Source organism: Streptomyces sp. NPDC053493, from assembly GCF_044544825.1.
Lineage (GTDB): Bacteria > Actinomycetota > Actinomycetes > Streptomycetales > Streptomycetaceae > Streptomyces.
Genome location: NZ_JBITXS010000002.1, coordinates 61,983 through 77,043 on the forward strand (window position 1 = coordinate 61,983; position 15,061 = coordinate 77,043).

Genomic DNA, 15,061 nt, shown 5'->3' on the forward strand with positions numbered 1-15,061 from the left:
CACCGTCATGGCCTCACGACCTGAAGGCACGCCGGTCTGGACCGACGCCATGTTCACCGACGTCGAGGGTGCGAAGTCGTTCTACGAGGACGTCCTCGGCTGGACCTTCGGCGAGTCCGCCTCGGAGTACGGCAACTACACGCAGGCCTACAAGGGCGACAAGGCGGTCGCGGCGGTCGTGCCGCCGATGCCGGGTCAGGACGGCGAGCCGCAGTCGGCCTGGTGTCTGTACTTCGCCTCGCCGGACGTCACCGCCACCGCCGAGAAGATCAAGGAGGCGGGCGGCTCGCTCCTGATGGAGCCGATGCAGGTGGGTGACTTCGGCTCCATGTGCATCGGGCAGGACCCGACGGGCGTGGTGTTCGGCGTGTGGCAGGCCGGCAGCCACGAGGGCTTCGAGGTCGAGGGCGAGTCGGGCAGCTATGTGTGGGCGGAGGTGTTCACCCGCGAGCCGGCGAAGTCCGACGACTTCTTCACGCGGGTCTTCGGCTACAACTCGAAGAAGATCCAGGACGAGCACGTGGACTACCGGGTGTTCGACCTCGGTTCCGGTCCGCTGCTCGGCCGGATGGTGATGACGGCCGAGGACTTCCCGGCCGAGATCCCGCCGTACATCCAGGTGTACTTCGCGGTCGACAACTGCGACAAGGCCGTCGAGAGGGCCGAGGGGGCCGGCGGCCGCAAGGTCTTCGGCCCGATGGACAGCCCCTTCGGCCGGTTCGCGGCGATCGTGGACCCGCAGGGTGCGGCGTTCGCCGTGATCGACGTGCGCACCACGGTCGGTGAGATGCCCGAGATGGCGTGAGCCCGCACGCGTGCCGGGTGCCCGGGGCCGCGTGCGGTCCCGGGCACCCGGTGCGTCGTGGCTCAGGCGCCGTCGTGGCTCAGGCGCCGTCGTGGCTCAGGCGCCGTCGTGGACGGCGACGATGCCGTTGAAGACGCCGACGTAGGCCGTCCCGTCGGGCCCGATGGTGATCGGGGCCCAGTTGTTGTCGTAGGCGGGGCCGGTGCCGGTGAACCGTGTCCAGGCGCGCTCGCCGGTGCGGAAGTCCACGGCCGTCAGGTACCAGGCGTCGATGCCGAGGCCGCTCGGCCGCTTCTCGTAGAAGTAGAGAAGCCCGTTGGCGGTGGAGAGCTTGGGCACGGTGGACGGCGAGCGGACGTCGCTCTCCCAGACGGTGTCGCAGCCGCTGCCGTCGGGGCGGACGTCGATCCGGGTGGCGCCGCCGACGACGCTGCGGCCGAAGGTGAGCGAGGTGGGGTTCTCGTAGCCGTAGTTGTTCTCGACGACGAGGCTGTCGCCCCAGCTGATCAGCGAGTTGTCGGTGGTGGAGGCGCCGGAGCCGAAGACCGGGACCTTGCAGACGAGGCGGTCGGCGTCGGGGACGTCGGTGCCGCGCCGGTAGACCAGGACGTTCATGCGGTCGTCGGCGTTGTCGGTGATGGCGACGTACTTCGCGCCCCGCTGCCCGAAGAGGTCGGGAGTGGTGCCCGAGCCCTGGTTCACGGAGCCGGGCTTGGTGCCGGTGCCGCGGTCGTAGGTCTGGCGCCACTGGACGCGCGGGGTGCCGTCGGGGTCGGCGCGGAAGCTGTAGAGGGCGTGGTCCGAGACGATGGAGACGCCGTCCTCGGCGACGGAGAAGGAGTTCTGGATCTCCTCGCCGTCGAGCCGGATCGCGCGCAGCGCGCCGGTGGCGGGGTCGACGGTGCCGACCCGGCCGAGGCGGGTGACCCACCAGATGCGGCCCTGCCAGTCGGGCATGACGGAGGTGACGGGGTCGCAGACGCCGCTGGGGAAGAGGTGGGTCCAGCTGACGCAGTCGTGCGGGACGAGGGAGGTCAGGTCCCAGTCGTCCTCGACGACGAACTCCCACGCGCCGTCGGCCTGTTGACGGTGCGCGAGGCGCAGGACGTGCTGGCGGGAGTCGGCGAGGACGACCCGGTCGCGGTGGTCCAGGTAGAAGTAGGCGCCGCCGGAGGTGTCCTTGAAGATCTTCTCGAAGTCGAGCCGGGTGATGGCCTCGACGGTCGAGGAGCGCTGCGGCAGCTTGTACTCGGCGAGGGTGGCGAGGGTGCGCGGGTCGAGCAGTTTGAGCAGGAAGCCGCTGAAGGTGCCGCAGACGGTGACGAGCCGGCCGCCGGCGTCGAAGGTGGCGGTGGCGCACTCGCCGCCGAGCGCGGCGATCTTCTCGCTGCGCACCTGCGGGTCCCGGCCGAGCGGCCCGGACCACGGGTGGGTGCCGCTGCCGGCGGCGTCGGCGTGCATGCCGCTGCGGCCGTTGGGCGCGAGGTACGGGTGCTGGGGCGGGGCCTCGCCGGGCACGGGCCGGGCGGTCGCCGGGGCTCCGTCGTAGTGCGCGACGAGCCGGTGCCCGGGGGCGAGCGGTATCTCGTCGGCGAGGGCGGCGGGAGTGGCGAGCGCGAGGGCGGTCGCGCTCACCGCGGCGATCAGCGCGAGTACGCGGGCTCGCCGGCGGGGCGGTCGGCCGGGCGGTCGGCCGGTTGGTCGGCTGGTCAAGGCGGCTCCTCGGGTCGTCCGTACGAAGGTCGTCGCGCCGGCGGCCGACGCTAGGCCCGAGTGCGTGAGATGTACATGGAAACAGCGGTCGTTTCACGGGCACTTCACGATCATGAAACGATCCGGCGGTGCGGGTCAGGGCCGCAGGCTGGAGACCACGTTGGCGGTGGCGGCGACTCCGTTCTGGATGGTCGGGGCCATGCTGGTGCTCGCGAGGAAGAAGCCGAGCAGGGCGCAGACGAGGGCGTGCGAGAACTTCAGGCCGCCGTTGCGGAGAAAGATCACGGCCAGGATCAGCAGAAGCAGCACCACGGACACGGAAATGGCCATCACGCTCACCTTCCTTGCACCGCACCGGAATTGCGGCGTTCGGCGGACAGTGTGACGGAAGGGAGGATCCGGACGGCGGTACGGCGTGGCGGCCATCCGGGTGACATTGAAGAGCGGGCCGTTCCTCGGACCCGTCCCCGCCTCTCGCCCGGCGAGAGGCGGGGGCCTCGTGAAGGTGTCCTAGCGGGGAGCGGGCAGGTCCGCCAGGGCGGCGACGGTGTCCTGGTGGCGGCCGGCCGAACCGAACGCGATCTGGGCGGACTTGGCCCGCTTGAGCGCCAGGTGCGCCGGGTGCTCCCAGGTCATTCCGATGCCGCCGTGCAGCTGGACGCACTCCTCGGCCGCGTGCACGGCGACCTTCGAGCAGTACGCCTGGGCCACGGCCACCGTCAGCGCGGTGTCGGCGGCGCCGGTCGCGAGCGCGTCGGCGGCGGCGCGGGCCGCCGCGCGGGCACCCACGACTTCCAGCCAGAGCTGGGCCATTCGGTGCTTCAGGGCCTGGAAGGAGCCGACCGGGCGGTTGAACTGGTGGCGCTGCCTGGTGTGCCGGACGGTCTCCTCCAGGCACCACTCGGCGATGCCGAGCTGCTCGGAGGCGAGCAGTCCCGCGCCCGCGAGCAGTCCGCGCCGTACGGCGGCCCGGCCGGCCTCGGCGTCGGCGAGCCGGGTGCCGGTGGCGCCGCTCGCGTCGACGGCGGCGAGCGGCCGGGTGAGGTCGAGCGGGACCTGGGCGGTGACCACCGCGTCCGCCGCCTCGACGGCGTACAGACCGTCGGCGCGCGGCACCAGGAACACGTCGGCGGCGGCCGCGTCCGCGACGGCGGGCACGAGCCCGTCGGTCCGCGGCGCGGCGTCCGGGGCGGTGGAGAGCGGGACGGCGAGGACGGCGACCCGTTCGCCGCTCGCGAGCGCGGTGAGCAGGCCGGCCACCGGGCCGTCGTCGGCGCCGAGGGCGAGCAGGGTCTCGGTCGCCACGACGGCGCCGGTGAGGTACGGCACGGGTGTCACCGCCCGGCCGAGCTCCTCCAGGACCACGGCCGCCTCGCGGTGGCTCGCGCCCTGGCCGCCCAGCTTCTCGGGCACGAGCAGCCCGGCGGCGCCGATCCCGCCGCCGAGCGCCTCCCACAGGCCGGGCAGGTAAGGGCTCGGGGTCTCGACGCGGCCGAGCAGGGTGGCGGCGTCGGCCCGGTCGGCGAGCAGCGAGCGCACCGCGGCCCGCAGGTCGTCCTCGGCCTCGGAGTAGAGGAGATCCGGCGCTTGCGTCATCGGGCGAGGTCCTTCCAGGCGACGTCCTTGTCGTTGCGGGGCTCGGGCGGCAGGCCGAGGACCCGCTCGGCGACGATGTTGAGCAGCACCTCGGTGGTGCCGCCCTCGATCGAGTTGCCCTTGGAGCGCAGATAGCGGTAGCCGGCGTCGCGCCCGGTGAAGTCGACCAGATCGGGCCTGACCATCGCCCACTCGCCGTACAACAGGCCCTCGTCGCCGAGGAGTTCGACCTCCAGGGCGCTGATGGCCTGGTTGAGCCGGGCGAAGCCGAGCTTCATGGCGCTGCCCTCGGGGCCCGGCTGGCCGGCCACGAGCTGCTGGCGCAGCCGCTCGCCGGTGAGCCGTGCCACCTCGGCGTCCACCCACAGGTCGAGGAGCCGCCGGTGCAGGTCGTGGGTGCGCAGTTCGGGGCGCGTCCGCCAGGTCTCGGCGGCCTTGCCGATCATGCCGCCCTCGCGCGGGATCCGGGCGCCGCCGATGGAGACCCGCTCGTTCATGAGCGTGGTCTGGGCGACCCGCCAGCCGTCGCCGGGCTCGCCGAGGCGGTGGGCGTCGGGGATGCGGACGTCGGTGAGGAAGACCTCGTTGAACTCGGCCTCGCCGGTGATCTGGCGCAGCGGCCTGACCTCGACGCCCGGGTCGGTCATGTCGCAGACGAAGTAGGTGATGCCCCGGTGCTTGGGCAGGTCGGGGTCGGTGCGGGCGATGAGGATCGCCCAGCGGGCCACATGGGCGCTGGAGGTCCACACCTTCTGCCCGTTGACCACCCAGGTGTCGCCGTCGCGCACCGCGCGGGTGCCGAGCGCGGCGAGGTCGGAGCCGGCGCCCGGCTCGCTGAAGAGCTGGCACCACACCTCCTCGCCGACCCACAGCGGCTTCAGGAAGCGTTCCTTGACCTCCTCGGAGCCGTAGGCGAGGAGGGTGGGGGCGGCCATGCCGAGGCCGATGCCGATCCGGCGCGGGTCGTTGTCGGGCGCTCCCGCGGCGGCGAGTTCGGTGTCGACGACGGCCTGGAGGGCGCGCGGCGCGTCGAGTCCGCCGAGGCCGACGGGATAGTGCACCCAGGCCAGGCCGGCGTCGAAGCGGGCGCGCAGGAAGTCCAGACGGCCGGTGGTGGCGGGCGGGTGCTCGGCGAGCAGACGGCGAGTGCGGTCGACGAGTGCGGCGGCGTCGGTGCCGGTCCCGGTCGTCATGCGCGGGCTCCTTCCGGGAGGACGACGAGCCGGCCGGTGGTCACGCCTTCGGAGAGCCGCTGCACGGCGTCGGCGGCGCCGTCGAAGGCGACGCGCTCGCTCACGTACGGCTTGATCAGGCCCTTGGCGGCGAGTTCGGTGAGGGTCTCGTGGCAGCGCAGGACGGCGGCCGGGTCCTTGAGGTTGTAGAGGCCCCAGTGGAGTCCCACGATCGAGTAGTTCTTGATGAGGGCGTGGTTGAGCGTGGGCGCGGGGACGGTGCCGCTGGCGAAGCCGACGATCACGATCCGGCCCTCGAAGGCGACGACCTTGGCGGACTGCTGGTAGGCGGCGCCGCCGACGGGGTCGTAGATCACGTCGGCGCCGCGGCCGCCGGTGGCCTCCTTGACGGCGGCGACGACGTCCTCGGCGTGCCGGTCGACCACCACGTCGCAGCCGAGTCCGCGGGCGACGGCGGCCTTGTCCGCGCCGCCGACGACACCGATGACGGTGGCGCCGGCCGCCTTGCCGAGCTGGACGGCGGCGCTGCCGACACCGCCCGCGGCGGCGTGCACGAGCAGTGTCTCGCCCTCCTTCAGGCCGGCCCTGCGGTGCAGGCCGAACCAGCCGGTCTGGTAGCCGATGTGGAGGGCGGCGGCCTCGGCGTCGTCCAGCGCCTCGGGTGCGGGGAGCAGGGCGGCCGCGTCGGCGACCGCGTACTCGGCGAGTCCGCCGTACGGCAGCGCCGGGGTGGCGATGACGCGGCGGCCGTCCTCGGTCTCGGCGCAGATCTCGACGCCGGGCGTGAAGGGCAGCGGGGGCCGCACCTGGTACTGGCCCCGGCACAGCAGCGCGTCGGGGAAGTTGAGGCCGGTGGCGCGGACCTTCAGCAGCACCTGGCCCTCGCCGGGCGTGGGCCGGTCGGTCTCGTCGCGCTGCATCACCTCGCCCGGTTCGCCGTTCTCGTGCACTCGCCATGCCTGCATCCGCATCCGGAGGCCTCCAGCCGCTGTCGTCGTTCCGTACTGCGCGGTCGGTCGCATACTAAGCGGTTGCTTGGATGTGAGGGAACAGGCGCTCAGGACTTCTTGGGGCGGGCCCGTACGTGTATCCGCTCGCCCTGCGGCCCGTACAGGCTCAGGAACTCCACGCGCCGCTCGTCCGCCGGCCCGAACCAGTGCGGCACCCTCGTGTCGAACTCGGCCGCCTCGCCCGGCCCGAGCACCACGTCGTGCTCGCCGAGGACGAGCCGCAGCCGCCCGGAGAGCACGTACAGCCACTCGTATCCCTCGTGCACCCGTGGATCGGGCACGTCGCCGCCGGGCTCCTGGACGATCTTGTACGCCTGGAGGCCGCCGGGCTGGCGGGTGAGCGGGAACATCGTCCGGCCGTGACGCACGATGGGCCGTGCCTTGATCCGGGGATCTCCGGCCGGCGGCGCGCCGACCAGCTCGTCCAGCGGGACCTGGTGGGCGCGGGCGATCGGCAGCAGCAGCTCCAGGCTCGGCTTGCGCCCGCCGGACTCCAGGCGGGAGAGGGTGCTCACCGAGATGCCGGTGGCGGTGGACAGCTCGGCCAGCGTGGCGCCGCGGTCGCGGCGGATGCGGCGCAGCCGTGGGCCGACCTCGCTCAGGACCTCCTCGATGCGTTCGTCGGCGCGTTCGTCCGAGCGCTCGTCGGAGCGCTCGTGTTGGCGCTCGTGGTGGCGCTCATGCCTCGCGGGTTTCTCTGCGCTCATGGGTCCATTGCAGAAACGGCAAGTTTGTTTGTCAACAGCGCGAGCGGCCGCGGGCGGCGGAGGCGACGGCCGGACGGTGGCGACGGCGGGCCGCGGGGCCCGGTGTCTTCCGTTCTCACGGGGCGCGCGCTATCGATGCGGCATGACCGACGACATGCGCGCGGGTCCTGGCGGCCCGCCCGGGCTGCCCGGACCTCCGCCGCTCGGGGCCAGCGCGCTGCCGGGCGGGACGTTCGCCGGGCAGGTGGTGATGGTGACCGGCGGAGGGTCGGGTCTGGGCAGGGCGATCGCCGCCGAGTTCGGGCGGCTGGGCGCGGACCTGGCGATCGTGGGGCGGAACGCCGGGCGGCTCGCGGCGGCGCGTGCGGAGCTTGCGGCGGCCGGCGGGACGCGGGTGGCGGAGCTGGTGTGCGACGTCCGGGACGCCGAGCGGGTGAGCGCCGTCTACGACGGCTGCGAGGCGGTCCTGGGCGCCCGGCCGGACGTCCTGGTGAACTGCGCCGCCGCCAACTTCCCCGTGCCGGCGGAGGATCTGTCGCCGAACGGCTGGCGCGCGGTCGTCGACATCACCCTCACCGGCACCTGGTTCACGACCCGGGAGTTCGCCCGGCGCCACCTGGCCGCCGGGACGCCCGGCTCGGTCGTCAACGTCGGCGCGTCGTACGCCTGGACGGGCGGCCCCGGCTACGCGCACTCGGCGGCGGCGAAGGCCGGGGTGAAGAACCTGACCGAGACGCTGGCCGTGGAGTGGGGACCGTACGGCATCCAGGTCAACGGCCTGGTCCCCGGCCTGATGCCGCACACGGACATGACGGACGGCATCCGGGCGAATCTGGAGCGGGCCGGCGCGTCGCTCGGCGACCGCCAGCCCGCCCTGCGGGTCGGTCTGCCGCGCGAGCTCGGCTGGGCCGCGACCTTCCTCGCCTCGCCGTACGCCCGGTTCGTCAGCGGGCACACGCTCGTCGTGGACGGCGCGAACTGGCAGCGGCGGGCCCTGGTGAACGAGCCGGTGGTGCCGGTGCGGGAGCAGCTGGGGCGCGGGCCGTTCGGATGAAACCCGGCGGACCGGGCCGCGGGGAGCCCGGGAGGGCCCGAGGATCGGCCATCGTGGCCGGAAGACCTCAGAGACCTCGCTCCACGGAAGGACGGGACCCTCCCTATGCTCGGTACGGACTTCACCTCGGGCTCACCCTGCTGGCTGGACCTCGGCAGCCCCGACACCGACGCCGCCGCGGCGTTCTACGGCCGGGTCTTCGGCTGGGACTTCGCCTCCGCCGGCCCCGAGGCCGGCGGTTACGGTTTCTTCCAGCAGGGCGGCCGTACGGTCGCGGCGCTCGGCCCGCTCACCGAGTCCGGTGCGAGCAGCGCCTGGACCGTGTACTTCCGGACCCCGGACGCCGAGGCCACCGCCCACGCGGCCGAGGAGAACGGCGGCACGGTGCGCCGCGAGGCCTTCGACGTGATGGACGCGGGCCGGATGGCCGCCCTGACCGACCGCGGCGGCGCCGAGTTCGCCGTGTGGGAGCCGGGCCGGGTCCAGGGTCTCGACCGGACCTCGGAGGTCAACGCGCTGCTCTGGGTCGAGCTGCACACCGGCGACCCGGAGGCGACGCTCGCCTTCTACGGCGCGCTGTTCGGCTGGCGCTGGGAGGAGATGAAGACACCGGGCATGACCTACCGGGTGATCTCCACGGCCGAGGGCGATCCGAAGGACGCCTCGTTCGGCGGGGTGGCGCCGCTGCAGGGCGGGGCCGACAAATCCCGCTGGATCCCCTACTTCATGGTGACGGACCCCGACATGACCGCCACCACGACGCAGGAGAACGGCGGTTCGGTGCTGATGCCGCCGGCGGACGTGCCCGACGTGGGCCGCATCGCCTGGCTGGCCGACCCGTTCGCCGCGCCCTTCGCGATCCTGCGGCCGGACCCCGCCATGTGACCCGGCCGGCTGCCCGGCGCGATGCCCGGCGGCCTCGCCGGTCTCGTCGGCCTCGCCGGTCTCGCCGGTCTCGTCGGCCTCGTCGGCTTCAGCGGCCTTCGAAGCGGGGCGGCCGGCGGGCCGCCTTCGCCGCGTAACCCTCGCGGACGTCGTCCGAGGTCAGGGTGAGCGCCGCGGCGAGCGCGGTGCGGTCGAGGGCTGCGTCGAGGCCCTGGTCGGCGTAGGCGTCGACGTTCCGCTTGACGGCCCGGACGGCGAGCGGGGCCGCGGCGGCGACGGCCGCGGCCGTCTCGTACGCCGTCGCCGTCAGCTCTTCCGGCGTCGTGACGCACTGGACCAGGCCGAGCCGTTCGGCGGTGGCGGCGTCGATCCGCCGGCCGGTGAGCGCCAGGTACTTGGCCCAGCCGGCGCCCGCCTCGCGGGCGATCCGCAGGTCGCCGCCGGCGTCGACGGCCACGCCGATGCCGGTCTCGGGCAGGGCGAAGACGGCGTCGTCGGCGGCGATACGGATGTCGGCCATCAGCGCCAGTTCGAAGCCGAAGCCGAGGCAGTAGCCCTGGACGGCGGCGACGACGGGCTGCGGCAGGCGGGCGAAAGCGGCGAACCTCTCGTGGGCCCAGCGGACGCCCTCGGCGTAGTGCGCGGCCCGTTCGGCGTCCGACCGTCCGGTGACGGCGCCGCCGGGCGCGGTGACGTCGATGCCCGCGCAGAAGGCCCGGCCCTCGGCGCGGAGCAGCACGGCCCTGATCCGCTCGTCGAAACGGATCCGGTCGGCGAACACGCCGAGCTGCCGGGTGGCCTCCCAGCTCCAGCCGTTGAGCTGGGCGGGCCGGCACAGGGTGAGCACGCCGATGCCGTCCTCGACGCGGAGGGCGAGGCGCTCCTCGCCCTCCGGTATCGCCTGGTCGAGCGTGTCGATCACCGTATGCCCTCCGCTTCCTGACGCTCCGTCAGTTCGGTTGAGGAGGCGGAGCCTACCCGGGCGCCGCTAGCGGGGGAACACCTCGAACGCGACCGCCGGGCGGCCGCCGAAGCGGGCGGTGGCGCGGCCGGTGGACTCGGCGACGAAGTCGCGGCAGTAGTCCTCGGCCGTGCGGTCGGTGAGGGCCTCGATGTACGTGCGGTGGGCGAGCAGCGAGCGGGTGGCGCGTTCCAGGCCGGGGCCCGCGTCGACGGCGTGGGTCGGCAGGGAGGAGCCGGCGACGGCGACCCAGCGGACGCCGTTCCAGGGCGCGAGGCCCTGCTCGGTGAGCTCGGGGAAGATCCAGCGGTTGCCCGCGTCGGCCGCCGCGTCCAGGGTCGCGCGGCCGACGGCGCGGTGGTCGGGCGTGTTCCAGTAGCCGCCGGGCTCCGGGCCCCAGGTGTCACGGTGGTTGAGGGTGATGACGAGTTCGGGCCGGTGCCGGCGGATCGCGGCGGCGATCTCGCGGCGCAGCCCGAGTCCGTACTCGATCACGCCGTCCCGGTGGTCGAGGAACTCCACGGTCCGCACGCCCACCACCGCCGCGCTGTCCCGCTGCTCGCGCTCGCGCAGCGGTCCGCAGGCGGCCGGGTCGAGCGTGTCGATGCCCGCCTCGCCACGGCTGACGAGCAGATACGCGACCTCCTTGCCCGCGTCGGTCCAGCCCGCGACGGCGGCGGCGCAGCCGTACTCCAGGTCGTCGGGGTGGGCGACGACGGCGAGCGCGCGCTGCCAGTCGGAGGGCATCTCGGCCAGCTGGGGCAGGTCCTGTCCGGTTTTCTCGATCATGGCCGCAGGATACGGGCCGGGCGGCACGGCCCCGATGGGCGCGGTGCCGACGGCGCGCGCTCAGCGGGCGCCGGCGAGGATGACGGACCGGGTGAGGTGGCGCGGGCGGTCGGGGTTGAGGCCACGGCGGCCGGCGAGGGCGACGGCGAGCCGCTGGGCGCGCACGAGCGCGGCGACCGGGTCGACGGCGTCGGCGACGAAGTGGGCTCCGGTGGCGGAGACTTCGTCGGACAGGCCGGGCGGCACGGGCCCGAAGCACCACACCAGGCTGCCGGGATCGCTGATGCTGATCGGGCCGTGCCGGTACTCCATCGCCGGGTAGGACTCCGTCCAGGCGCGGGCGGCCTCGCGGAGCTTGAGCGCGGCCTCGTCGGCGAGGCCGACGGTCCAGCCGGTGCCGAGGAAGGTGAACTGGTTCTGCCGCAGCCAGGCGGCGGGCAGCGGCTCGTACAGGGCGAGTTCGGCATCCGCGATCGACGGGTCGAGGTCGACGCCGAGTCCGGCGCGCAGCACCTGGAGCGCGGTGGTCGCGAACCGGGTCTGGACGACGGAGCGTTCTTCGGCGAAGGCGAGGTCGAGGACGGCGCCGGCCTGGTGTCCGGCGGGACTGTCGGGCACGCCGGTGAGCGCGAGCGTCGGGATCCGCCCGGCGGCGCGGGCGAGCAGGCCGGCCACCTCGGTCGTGGTGCCGGAGCGGGTGAGGGCGACGATCCGGTCGTAGCCGCGGCCGAGCGGCGTCGGGTCGGAGGCGGGGAAGGCGTCGGTCTCGCCGGCGCCGAGCGACTCGCGCAGGGCGGCGTAGGCGCGGGCGATGAAGTACGAGGTGCCGCAGCCGACGACGGCGATCCGCTCGCCCGTGCGCGGCAGCAGGTCGGCCCGCTCGGCGGCGGTCTCGGCGGCGCGCCGCCAGCAGTCGGGCTGGCTGGCGATCTCGGTGTCGACGTGGCTGGTCATGTCGTCCTCTCTCGGCGCGGGCAGCCCGCGAGGGGCTCGGACGGAGTTCTATCCCGCGCACCGGAAGCACACCATGAGCAATCAGTGAGCACCGCTTGGACTTTTGTGCGGCGCCTCCGCGCGGCCGGCCCCGCAGGAGCTGCGGACGACCAGACGGGGCCGCAGCTGCACCTGGTGGAGCGGGGAGGCGTCGCCCTCGGCGAGCCGGCGCAGCAGGATCTGCGCGGCGAGCCGGCCGAGCTGGAACTTGGGCGGCGACACGGCGGTCAGCGGCGTCTCGGCGACGTCCGCGAACTCGTTGTCGTAACTGACGAGGGCCAGGTCGTCGGGGACCGCGAGGCCGGCCCGGCGGGCGGCGGCGAGCACCAGCGCGGCCTCGCGGTCGCCGAAGCAGAGCGCGGCGGTGACCCGGGCGGCGCGCAGCGCGGCCACGGCGGCGTCGGCGCGCGGCGGGTTCCACTGCCGCATCACGTCGCTCTCGTGGCGGGGCGCGGGCAGGCCGAGGTCGGCGACCGCGCGGGCGAAGCCGGACTCGATGGGCGCGGTGGTGGGCGCGTCGGAGCGGACCACGAGCGCGAGCCGGCGGTGGCCGAGGCCGCTGAGGTGGCGTACGGCGTCGTAGGCGCCGCCCTCGTGGTCGGTGCACACGTGCTCGGTCGGGTCGCCGGGCCCGTGGGCGGCGAGCCGCCGCTCGACGAGCACGGCGGGCACGGGCAGGGCGAGGAGTTCGCGGGCGCGCCGGCCCGGGTCGCCGGCGGTGTGCAGGGTGGGCACGAGCAGCAGCCCGTGGACGCCCGCGGCCAGCAGCCGTTCGACGGCGGCGTCCTCGGCCTCGGGGTCGTAGTGGGAGCAGGCGAGGACGAGCCGGGCGCCCGCCGCGGTGAGTTCCTTCTCGATGCCGTGCAGCACGCGCGGGTAGTAGAAGGCGGTGTCGGGGACGAGGACGCCGACGACGGTGCGGCCGGCGCGTTCCTCCTCGGGGCGCTGGGCGGCGAAGGTGCCCGCGCCCTGGCGGCGTTCGACCAGGCCGAGGGCGACGAGGTCCTCGTACGCGCGGCGCACGGTGGTCACCGAGACGCCGGCGCCGGCGGCCAGGGCCCGTTCGGTGGGGAGTTTGCTGCCGGGCGGCCAGGTGCCGTCGAGCATGCCCTGGCGCAGCTGGGCCACGAGCGCCCGGAACTTCAGCTCGCGTCCGGCTGCCTGCGCGGGAATCCCGCCCTGTGCCATCGGGCCTCCTGATGCTCGGGCTTCCGGGTGCTCGGGCCGCCGGCCGCCGCGCGCGGTGCCGACCGCCGCGTGTCGACCGTCGCGTGCGCGGCACCGGTCGCCGGGTGCCGACCGCCACGCGCGCACCGATCGCCGGGTGCGGGGCGCCGATCGCGGGTGCGGGGCGCCGATCGCCGGGTGCGCGGTGTCGCGTGCTGATCGACTGCGCCGCGCATCCTATCCCCGCGCGGGGCGCCGGGCGCCCGCTCAGAGCTCGCCGCGTGCCAGGGCGAGGAGCCGGTCGAGGACCCGCGGTCCGCCGGCCCGTACGCCGTCGTGCTCGAACTCGTCGGTGACCCAGGTGCGCAGGCCCCGGATCGCCCGCGCCGTCTGCAGCGAGTGGGCGGTGTCCACGTACATGTCGTCGTGGTAGACGGCGGCGGCGACCGGCACCTCGTTGGCGGCCAGCCGCGCCGGGTCGTACAGCTCGGGCCAGTCGGTGCGGGCGGCGAGGTGCTCGGCGGTCTCGCGCAGCGGGCGCAGCGCCGGGTCGGTGGTGAAGTGCCAGGGGTGCACGGTCTCGCCGGTGAGGAGCACCGGGCCGTCGCCGGCGAGCGCCTTGGCGGCGTCGAACTCGGGGAACTCGGCGCGGACCCGTTCGGCGGCCCAGTCGGTCGGGCCGTGCCCGCGGCCCGGGCCCTGGGCGTAGATGGGCTCGTGGAGCACGGCGTAGAGCGGGTGGCCGGCGTAGGACAGCTGGGCCTGGACGTCTTCGAGGAAGGCGTCGGAGAGGGCGGGGCCGGCCGTGGTGGGGACGAACGGGTCCTCGAGCAGCAGATGGAGCTGGTGGGTGCCCGTGCCGCTGCCGAGGAGGATGCCGAGGGACTGGAAGGCCTCGGGAGTGAGGTGGCCGCCGCCGGGCAGGGTCACCCGGTGCTCGTGGAGGTGGGCGGTGATCCGGCGGACCCGCTCGACGTCCTCGGGATAGCGGTCGTAGTGGGCCTCGTTCTTGCGGCGCACGCGCGGGTAGGCGGCCCGGTAGACGTCGTCGGCGGTGGCGTCGAGGGAGGGCAGTCCGCCGGTGACGAGGACGGTCGCGAGGCCCTCGGGCGCGGCGGAGAGGTAGTGGGTGGCGCAGAATCCGCCGAAGCTCTGGCCGAGGACGGTCCACGGGGCGCCGCCGGTCAGCTCGCGGCGGACGCGTTCGCAGTCCTTGACGATGGAGTCGGCGCGGAAGTGGGCGAGGTAGTCGGCCTGTGCGCGCGGGGTGCCGCGCAGCGGCAGGGTCTGCCGGGTGGCGGGAGTGGAGCGGCCGGTGCCGCGCTGGTCGAGGAGGAGGACGCGGAACTCCTTGACGGCCCGGCCGAGCCAGGCCTGCGGGCCGACGGAGCGGCGGGCGCCGAAGCCGGGCCCGCCCTCCAGGTAGACCAGCCAGGGCAGGTCGGTCCGGTGCGCCTTGTCGCTCGCGACGGCCTCGCGCCCGTAGAGCTCGATCGTCTCGCCGCCCGGCCGGTCGTGGTCGAGCGGGACGGTGAAGCGGTGGTCCGTGAGGACGAGGCCGGGCTGGCGGTAGGTGGACAAGACTGCCTGCTCCTGTTCGTGTGCACCCGTCGCGTGTGCACGCCGGGCGTGACGCCCCCGCCGGGACAGTGCATCACAGGCCGGGGCGTCCGCGGAACCCGCTCAGCGCTGGAGCACCGCGAAGACGTTCTTCGCCGGGTCGGTGAACCAGGCGATGGCCGGGCCGCCGCCCTCCCCCTGGCGGCAGATGCCCTTGTCGTCGAACTCGAAGCCCGGGTAGCGCTGCGGTTCGACGCCCTTCGCCTTCAGCCCGTCGACGGCGGACTCGATGTCGTCGACCTGGAAGTTCAGGACGGTGAAGCTCGCCGGGGCGTGCTCGCCGCCCTTCGGGTAGACGAAGACCCTGCCGCCGCCGGAGAGGGTGAGGAACAGCACCCGCATGTCCTCCGCCTCCGCCGCCTCCTCGAACGTGGTCTCCAGACCGAGCGTCTCGCCGTAGAAGCGCCGGGCGGCGTCGAGGTCGTCGACCGAGAAGCTGCTGAATGCCGTGGTGTTCCCGAACACGGGCGGTTCTCCCTTCGATGGAACGTCTGCTGACGCCTTCTCAGGGCACACCACGCCGTGCCCGCCCGGCCGTCCCCGCCACGCGGAAACGGCCGGACGGCCC

General features: G+C 74.3%; 15 protein-coding genes. 3 read left to right on the forward strand and 12 right to left on the reverse strand.

The genetic code is table 11. From position 1 onward, the window contains the following. Window positions 1-7: 7 nt before the first annotated feature. On the forward strand, window positions 8-805 hold the full coding sequence (locus tag ACIGO8_RS05970) for a VOC family protein (RefSeq protein ID WP_399724527.1): 798 nt from the start codon (window positions 8-10) through the stop codon (window positions 803-805). A gap of 96 nt (window positions 806-901) precedes the next feature. On the opposite strand, the gene ACIGO8_RS05975 is transcribed toward ACIGO8_RS05970, so the two are convergent. The 6 genes from ACIGO8_RS05975 to ACIGO8_RS06000 form a co-directional block, all read right to left on the reverse strand. Next, window positions 902-2,440 (reverse strand): hypothetical protein, encoded by a 1,539-nt coding sequence (locus ACIGO8_RS05975; RefSeq protein WP_399724529.1) that lies wholly within the window; start codon window positions 2,438-2,440, stop codon window positions 902-904. Window positions 2,441-2,653: 213 nt separating this feature from the next. Further along, window positions 2,654-2,848, reverse strand: coding sequence for a hypothetical protein (locus tag ACIGO8_RS05980; RefSeq protein WP_399724532.1), 195 nt, complete (start codon window positions 2,846-2,848; stop codon window positions 2,654-2,656). A 180-nt stretch (window positions 2,849-3,028) separates the two neighbouring features. Continuing rightward, on the reverse strand, window positions 3,029-4,114 hold the full coding sequence (locus ACIGO8_RS05985; protein ID WP_399724535.1) for an acyl-CoA dehydrogenase family protein: 1,086 nt from the start codon (window positions 4,112-4,114) through the stop codon (window positions 3,029-3,031). Continuing rightward, window positions 4,111-5,307 (reverse strand): acyl-CoA dehydrogenase family protein, encoded by a 1,197-nt coding sequence (locus ACIGO8_RS05990; protein ID WP_399724538.1) that lies wholly within the window; start codon window positions 5,305-5,307, stop codon window positions 4,111-4,113. Before ACIGO8_RS05990 ends, ACIGO8_RS05985 begins: the two co-directional genes overlap by 4 nt. Further along, window positions 5,304-6,272, reverse strand: a complete 969-nt coding sequence (locus ACIGO8_RS05995; RefSeq protein WP_399724539.1) for an NADPH:quinone oxidoreductase family protein — start codon at window positions 6,270-6,272, stop codon at window positions 5,304-5,306. The genes ACIGO8_RS05990 and ACIGO8_RS05995 overlap by 4 nt, the downstream gene beginning before the upstream one ends. Window positions 6,273-6,364: 92 nt before the next feature. Further along, a complete protein-coding gene (locus ACIGO8_RS06000; protein ID WP_399724542.1) occupies window positions 6,365-7,024 on the reverse strand; it encodes a helix-turn-helix domain-containing protein in 660 nt (219 codons plus the stop codon). Between the two features lie 142 nt (window positions 7,025-7,166). On the opposite strand from ACIGO8_RS06000, the gene ACIGO8_RS06005 reads away from it, so the two are divergent. Together ACIGO8_RS06005 and ACIGO8_RS06010 are read left to right on the forward strand one after the other, a co-directional pair. Continuing rightward, window positions 7,167-8,078, forward strand: coding sequence for an SDR family oxidoreductase (locus tag ACIGO8_RS06005; RefSeq protein WP_399724545.1), 912 nt, complete (start codon window positions 7,167-7,169; stop codon window positions 8,076-8,078). A gap of 105 nt (window positions 8,079-8,183) precedes the next feature. Next, complete coding sequence (locus ACIGO8_RS06010; protein WP_399724548.1) at window positions 8,184-8,963, forward strand: VOC family protein; 780 nt, start codon at window positions 8,184-8,186, stop codon at window positions 8,961-8,963. Window positions 8,964-9,051: 88 nt separating this feature from the next. Here the strand turns inward: ACIGO8_RS06010 and ACIGO8_RS06015 are convergent, their stop codons facing one another. The 6 genes from ACIGO8_RS06015 to ACIGO8_RS06040 all read right to left on the reverse strand — a co-directional run bounded on the left by ACIGO8_RS06015 (window position 9,052) and on the right by ACIGO8_RS06040 (window position 14,958). Continuing rightward, window positions 9,052-9,885 (reverse strand): enoyl-CoA hydratase/isomerase family protein, encoded by an 834-nt coding sequence (locus ACIGO8_RS06015; protein ID WP_399724551.1) that lies wholly within the window; start codon window positions 9,883-9,885, stop codon window positions 9,052-9,054. Between the two features lie 66 nt (window positions 9,886-9,951). Then, window positions 9,952-10,713, reverse strand: a complete 762-nt coding sequence (locus tag ACIGO8_RS06020; RefSeq protein ID WP_399724553.1) for a PIG-L deacetylase family protein — start codon at window positions 10,711-10,713, stop codon at window positions 9,952-9,954. Between the two features lie 60 nt (window positions 10,714-10,773). Continuing rightward, window positions 10,774-11,667, reverse strand: coding sequence for an SIS domain-containing protein (locus ACIGO8_RS06025; RefSeq protein ID WP_399724556.1), 894 nt, complete (start codon window positions 11,665-11,667; stop codon window positions 10,774-10,776). A gap of 81 nt (window positions 11,668-11,748) precedes the next feature. Then, a complete protein-coding gene (locus ACIGO8_RS06030) occupies window positions 11,749-12,894 on the reverse strand; it encodes a substrate-binding domain-containing protein (protein ID WP_399724558.1) in 1,146 nt (381 codons plus the stop codon). 246 nt (window positions 12,895-13,140) lie between these two features. Continuing rightward, window positions 13,141-14,454, reverse strand: coding sequence for an alpha/beta fold hydrolase (locus ACIGO8_RS06035; protein ID WP_399724561.1), 1,314 nt, complete (start codon window positions 14,452-14,454; stop codon window positions 13,141-13,143). 102 nt (window positions 14,455-14,556) lie between these two features. Continuing rightward, entirely contained in the window at window positions 14,557-14,958 is a 402-nt protein-coding gene (locus ACIGO8_RS06040; RefSeq protein ID WP_399724563.1) for a VOC family protein, read from the reverse strand. Between the last annotated feature and the right edge of the window lie 103 nt (window positions 14,959-15,061).

What these genes read in the sequence shown, in the direction of transcription:
- ACIGO8_RS05970 (WP_399724527.1), top strand. Translation starts at nt 8, where the DNA reads ATGGCCTCACGACCTGAAGGCACGCCGGTCTGGACCGACGCCATGTTC.
- ACIGO8_RS05980 (WP_399724532.1), bottom strand. Translation starts at nt 2,848, where the DNA reads ATGGCCATTTCCGTGTCCGTGGTGCTGCTTCTGCTGATCCTGGCCGTG.
- ACIGO8_RS05985 (WP_399724535.1), bottom strand. Translation starts at nt 4,114, where the DNA reads ATGACGCAAGCGCCGGATCTCCTCTACTCCGAGGCCGAGGACGACCTG.
- ACIGO8_RS05990 (WP_399724538.1), bottom strand. Translation starts at nt 5,307, where the DNA reads ATGACGACCGGGACCGGCACCGACGCCGCCGCACTCGTCGACCGCACT.
- ACIGO8_RS05995 (WP_399724539.1), bottom strand. Translation starts at nt 6,272, where the DNA reads ATGCAGGCATGGCGAGTGCACGAGAACGGCGAACCGGGCGAGGTGATG.
- ACIGO8_RS06000 (WP_399724542.1), bottom strand. Translation starts at nt 7,024, where the DNA reads ATGAGCGCAGAGAAACCCGCGAGGCATGAGCGCCACCACGAGCGCCAA.
- ACIGO8_RS06005 (WP_399724545.1), top strand. Translation starts at nt 7,167, where the DNA reads ATGACCGACGACATGCGCGCGGGTCCTGGCGGCCCGCCCGGGCTGCCC.
- ACIGO8_RS06010 (WP_399724548.1), top strand. Translation starts at nt 8,184, where the DNA reads ATGCTCGGTACGGACTTCACCTCGGGCTCACCCTGCTGGCTGGACCTC.
- ACIGO8_RS06020 (WP_399724553.1), bottom strand. Translation starts at nt 10,713, where the DNA reads ATGATCGAGAAAACCGGACAGGACCTGCCCCAGCTGGCCGAGATGCCC.
- ACIGO8_RS06025 (WP_399724556.1), bottom strand. Translation starts at nt 11,667, where the DNA reads ATGACCAGCCACGTCGACACCGAGATCGCCAGCCAGCCCGACTGCTGG.
- ACIGO8_RS06030 (WP_399724558.1), bottom strand. Translation starts at nt 12,894, where the DNA reads ATGGCACAGGGCGGGATTCCCGCGCAGGCAGCCGGACGCGAGCTGAAG.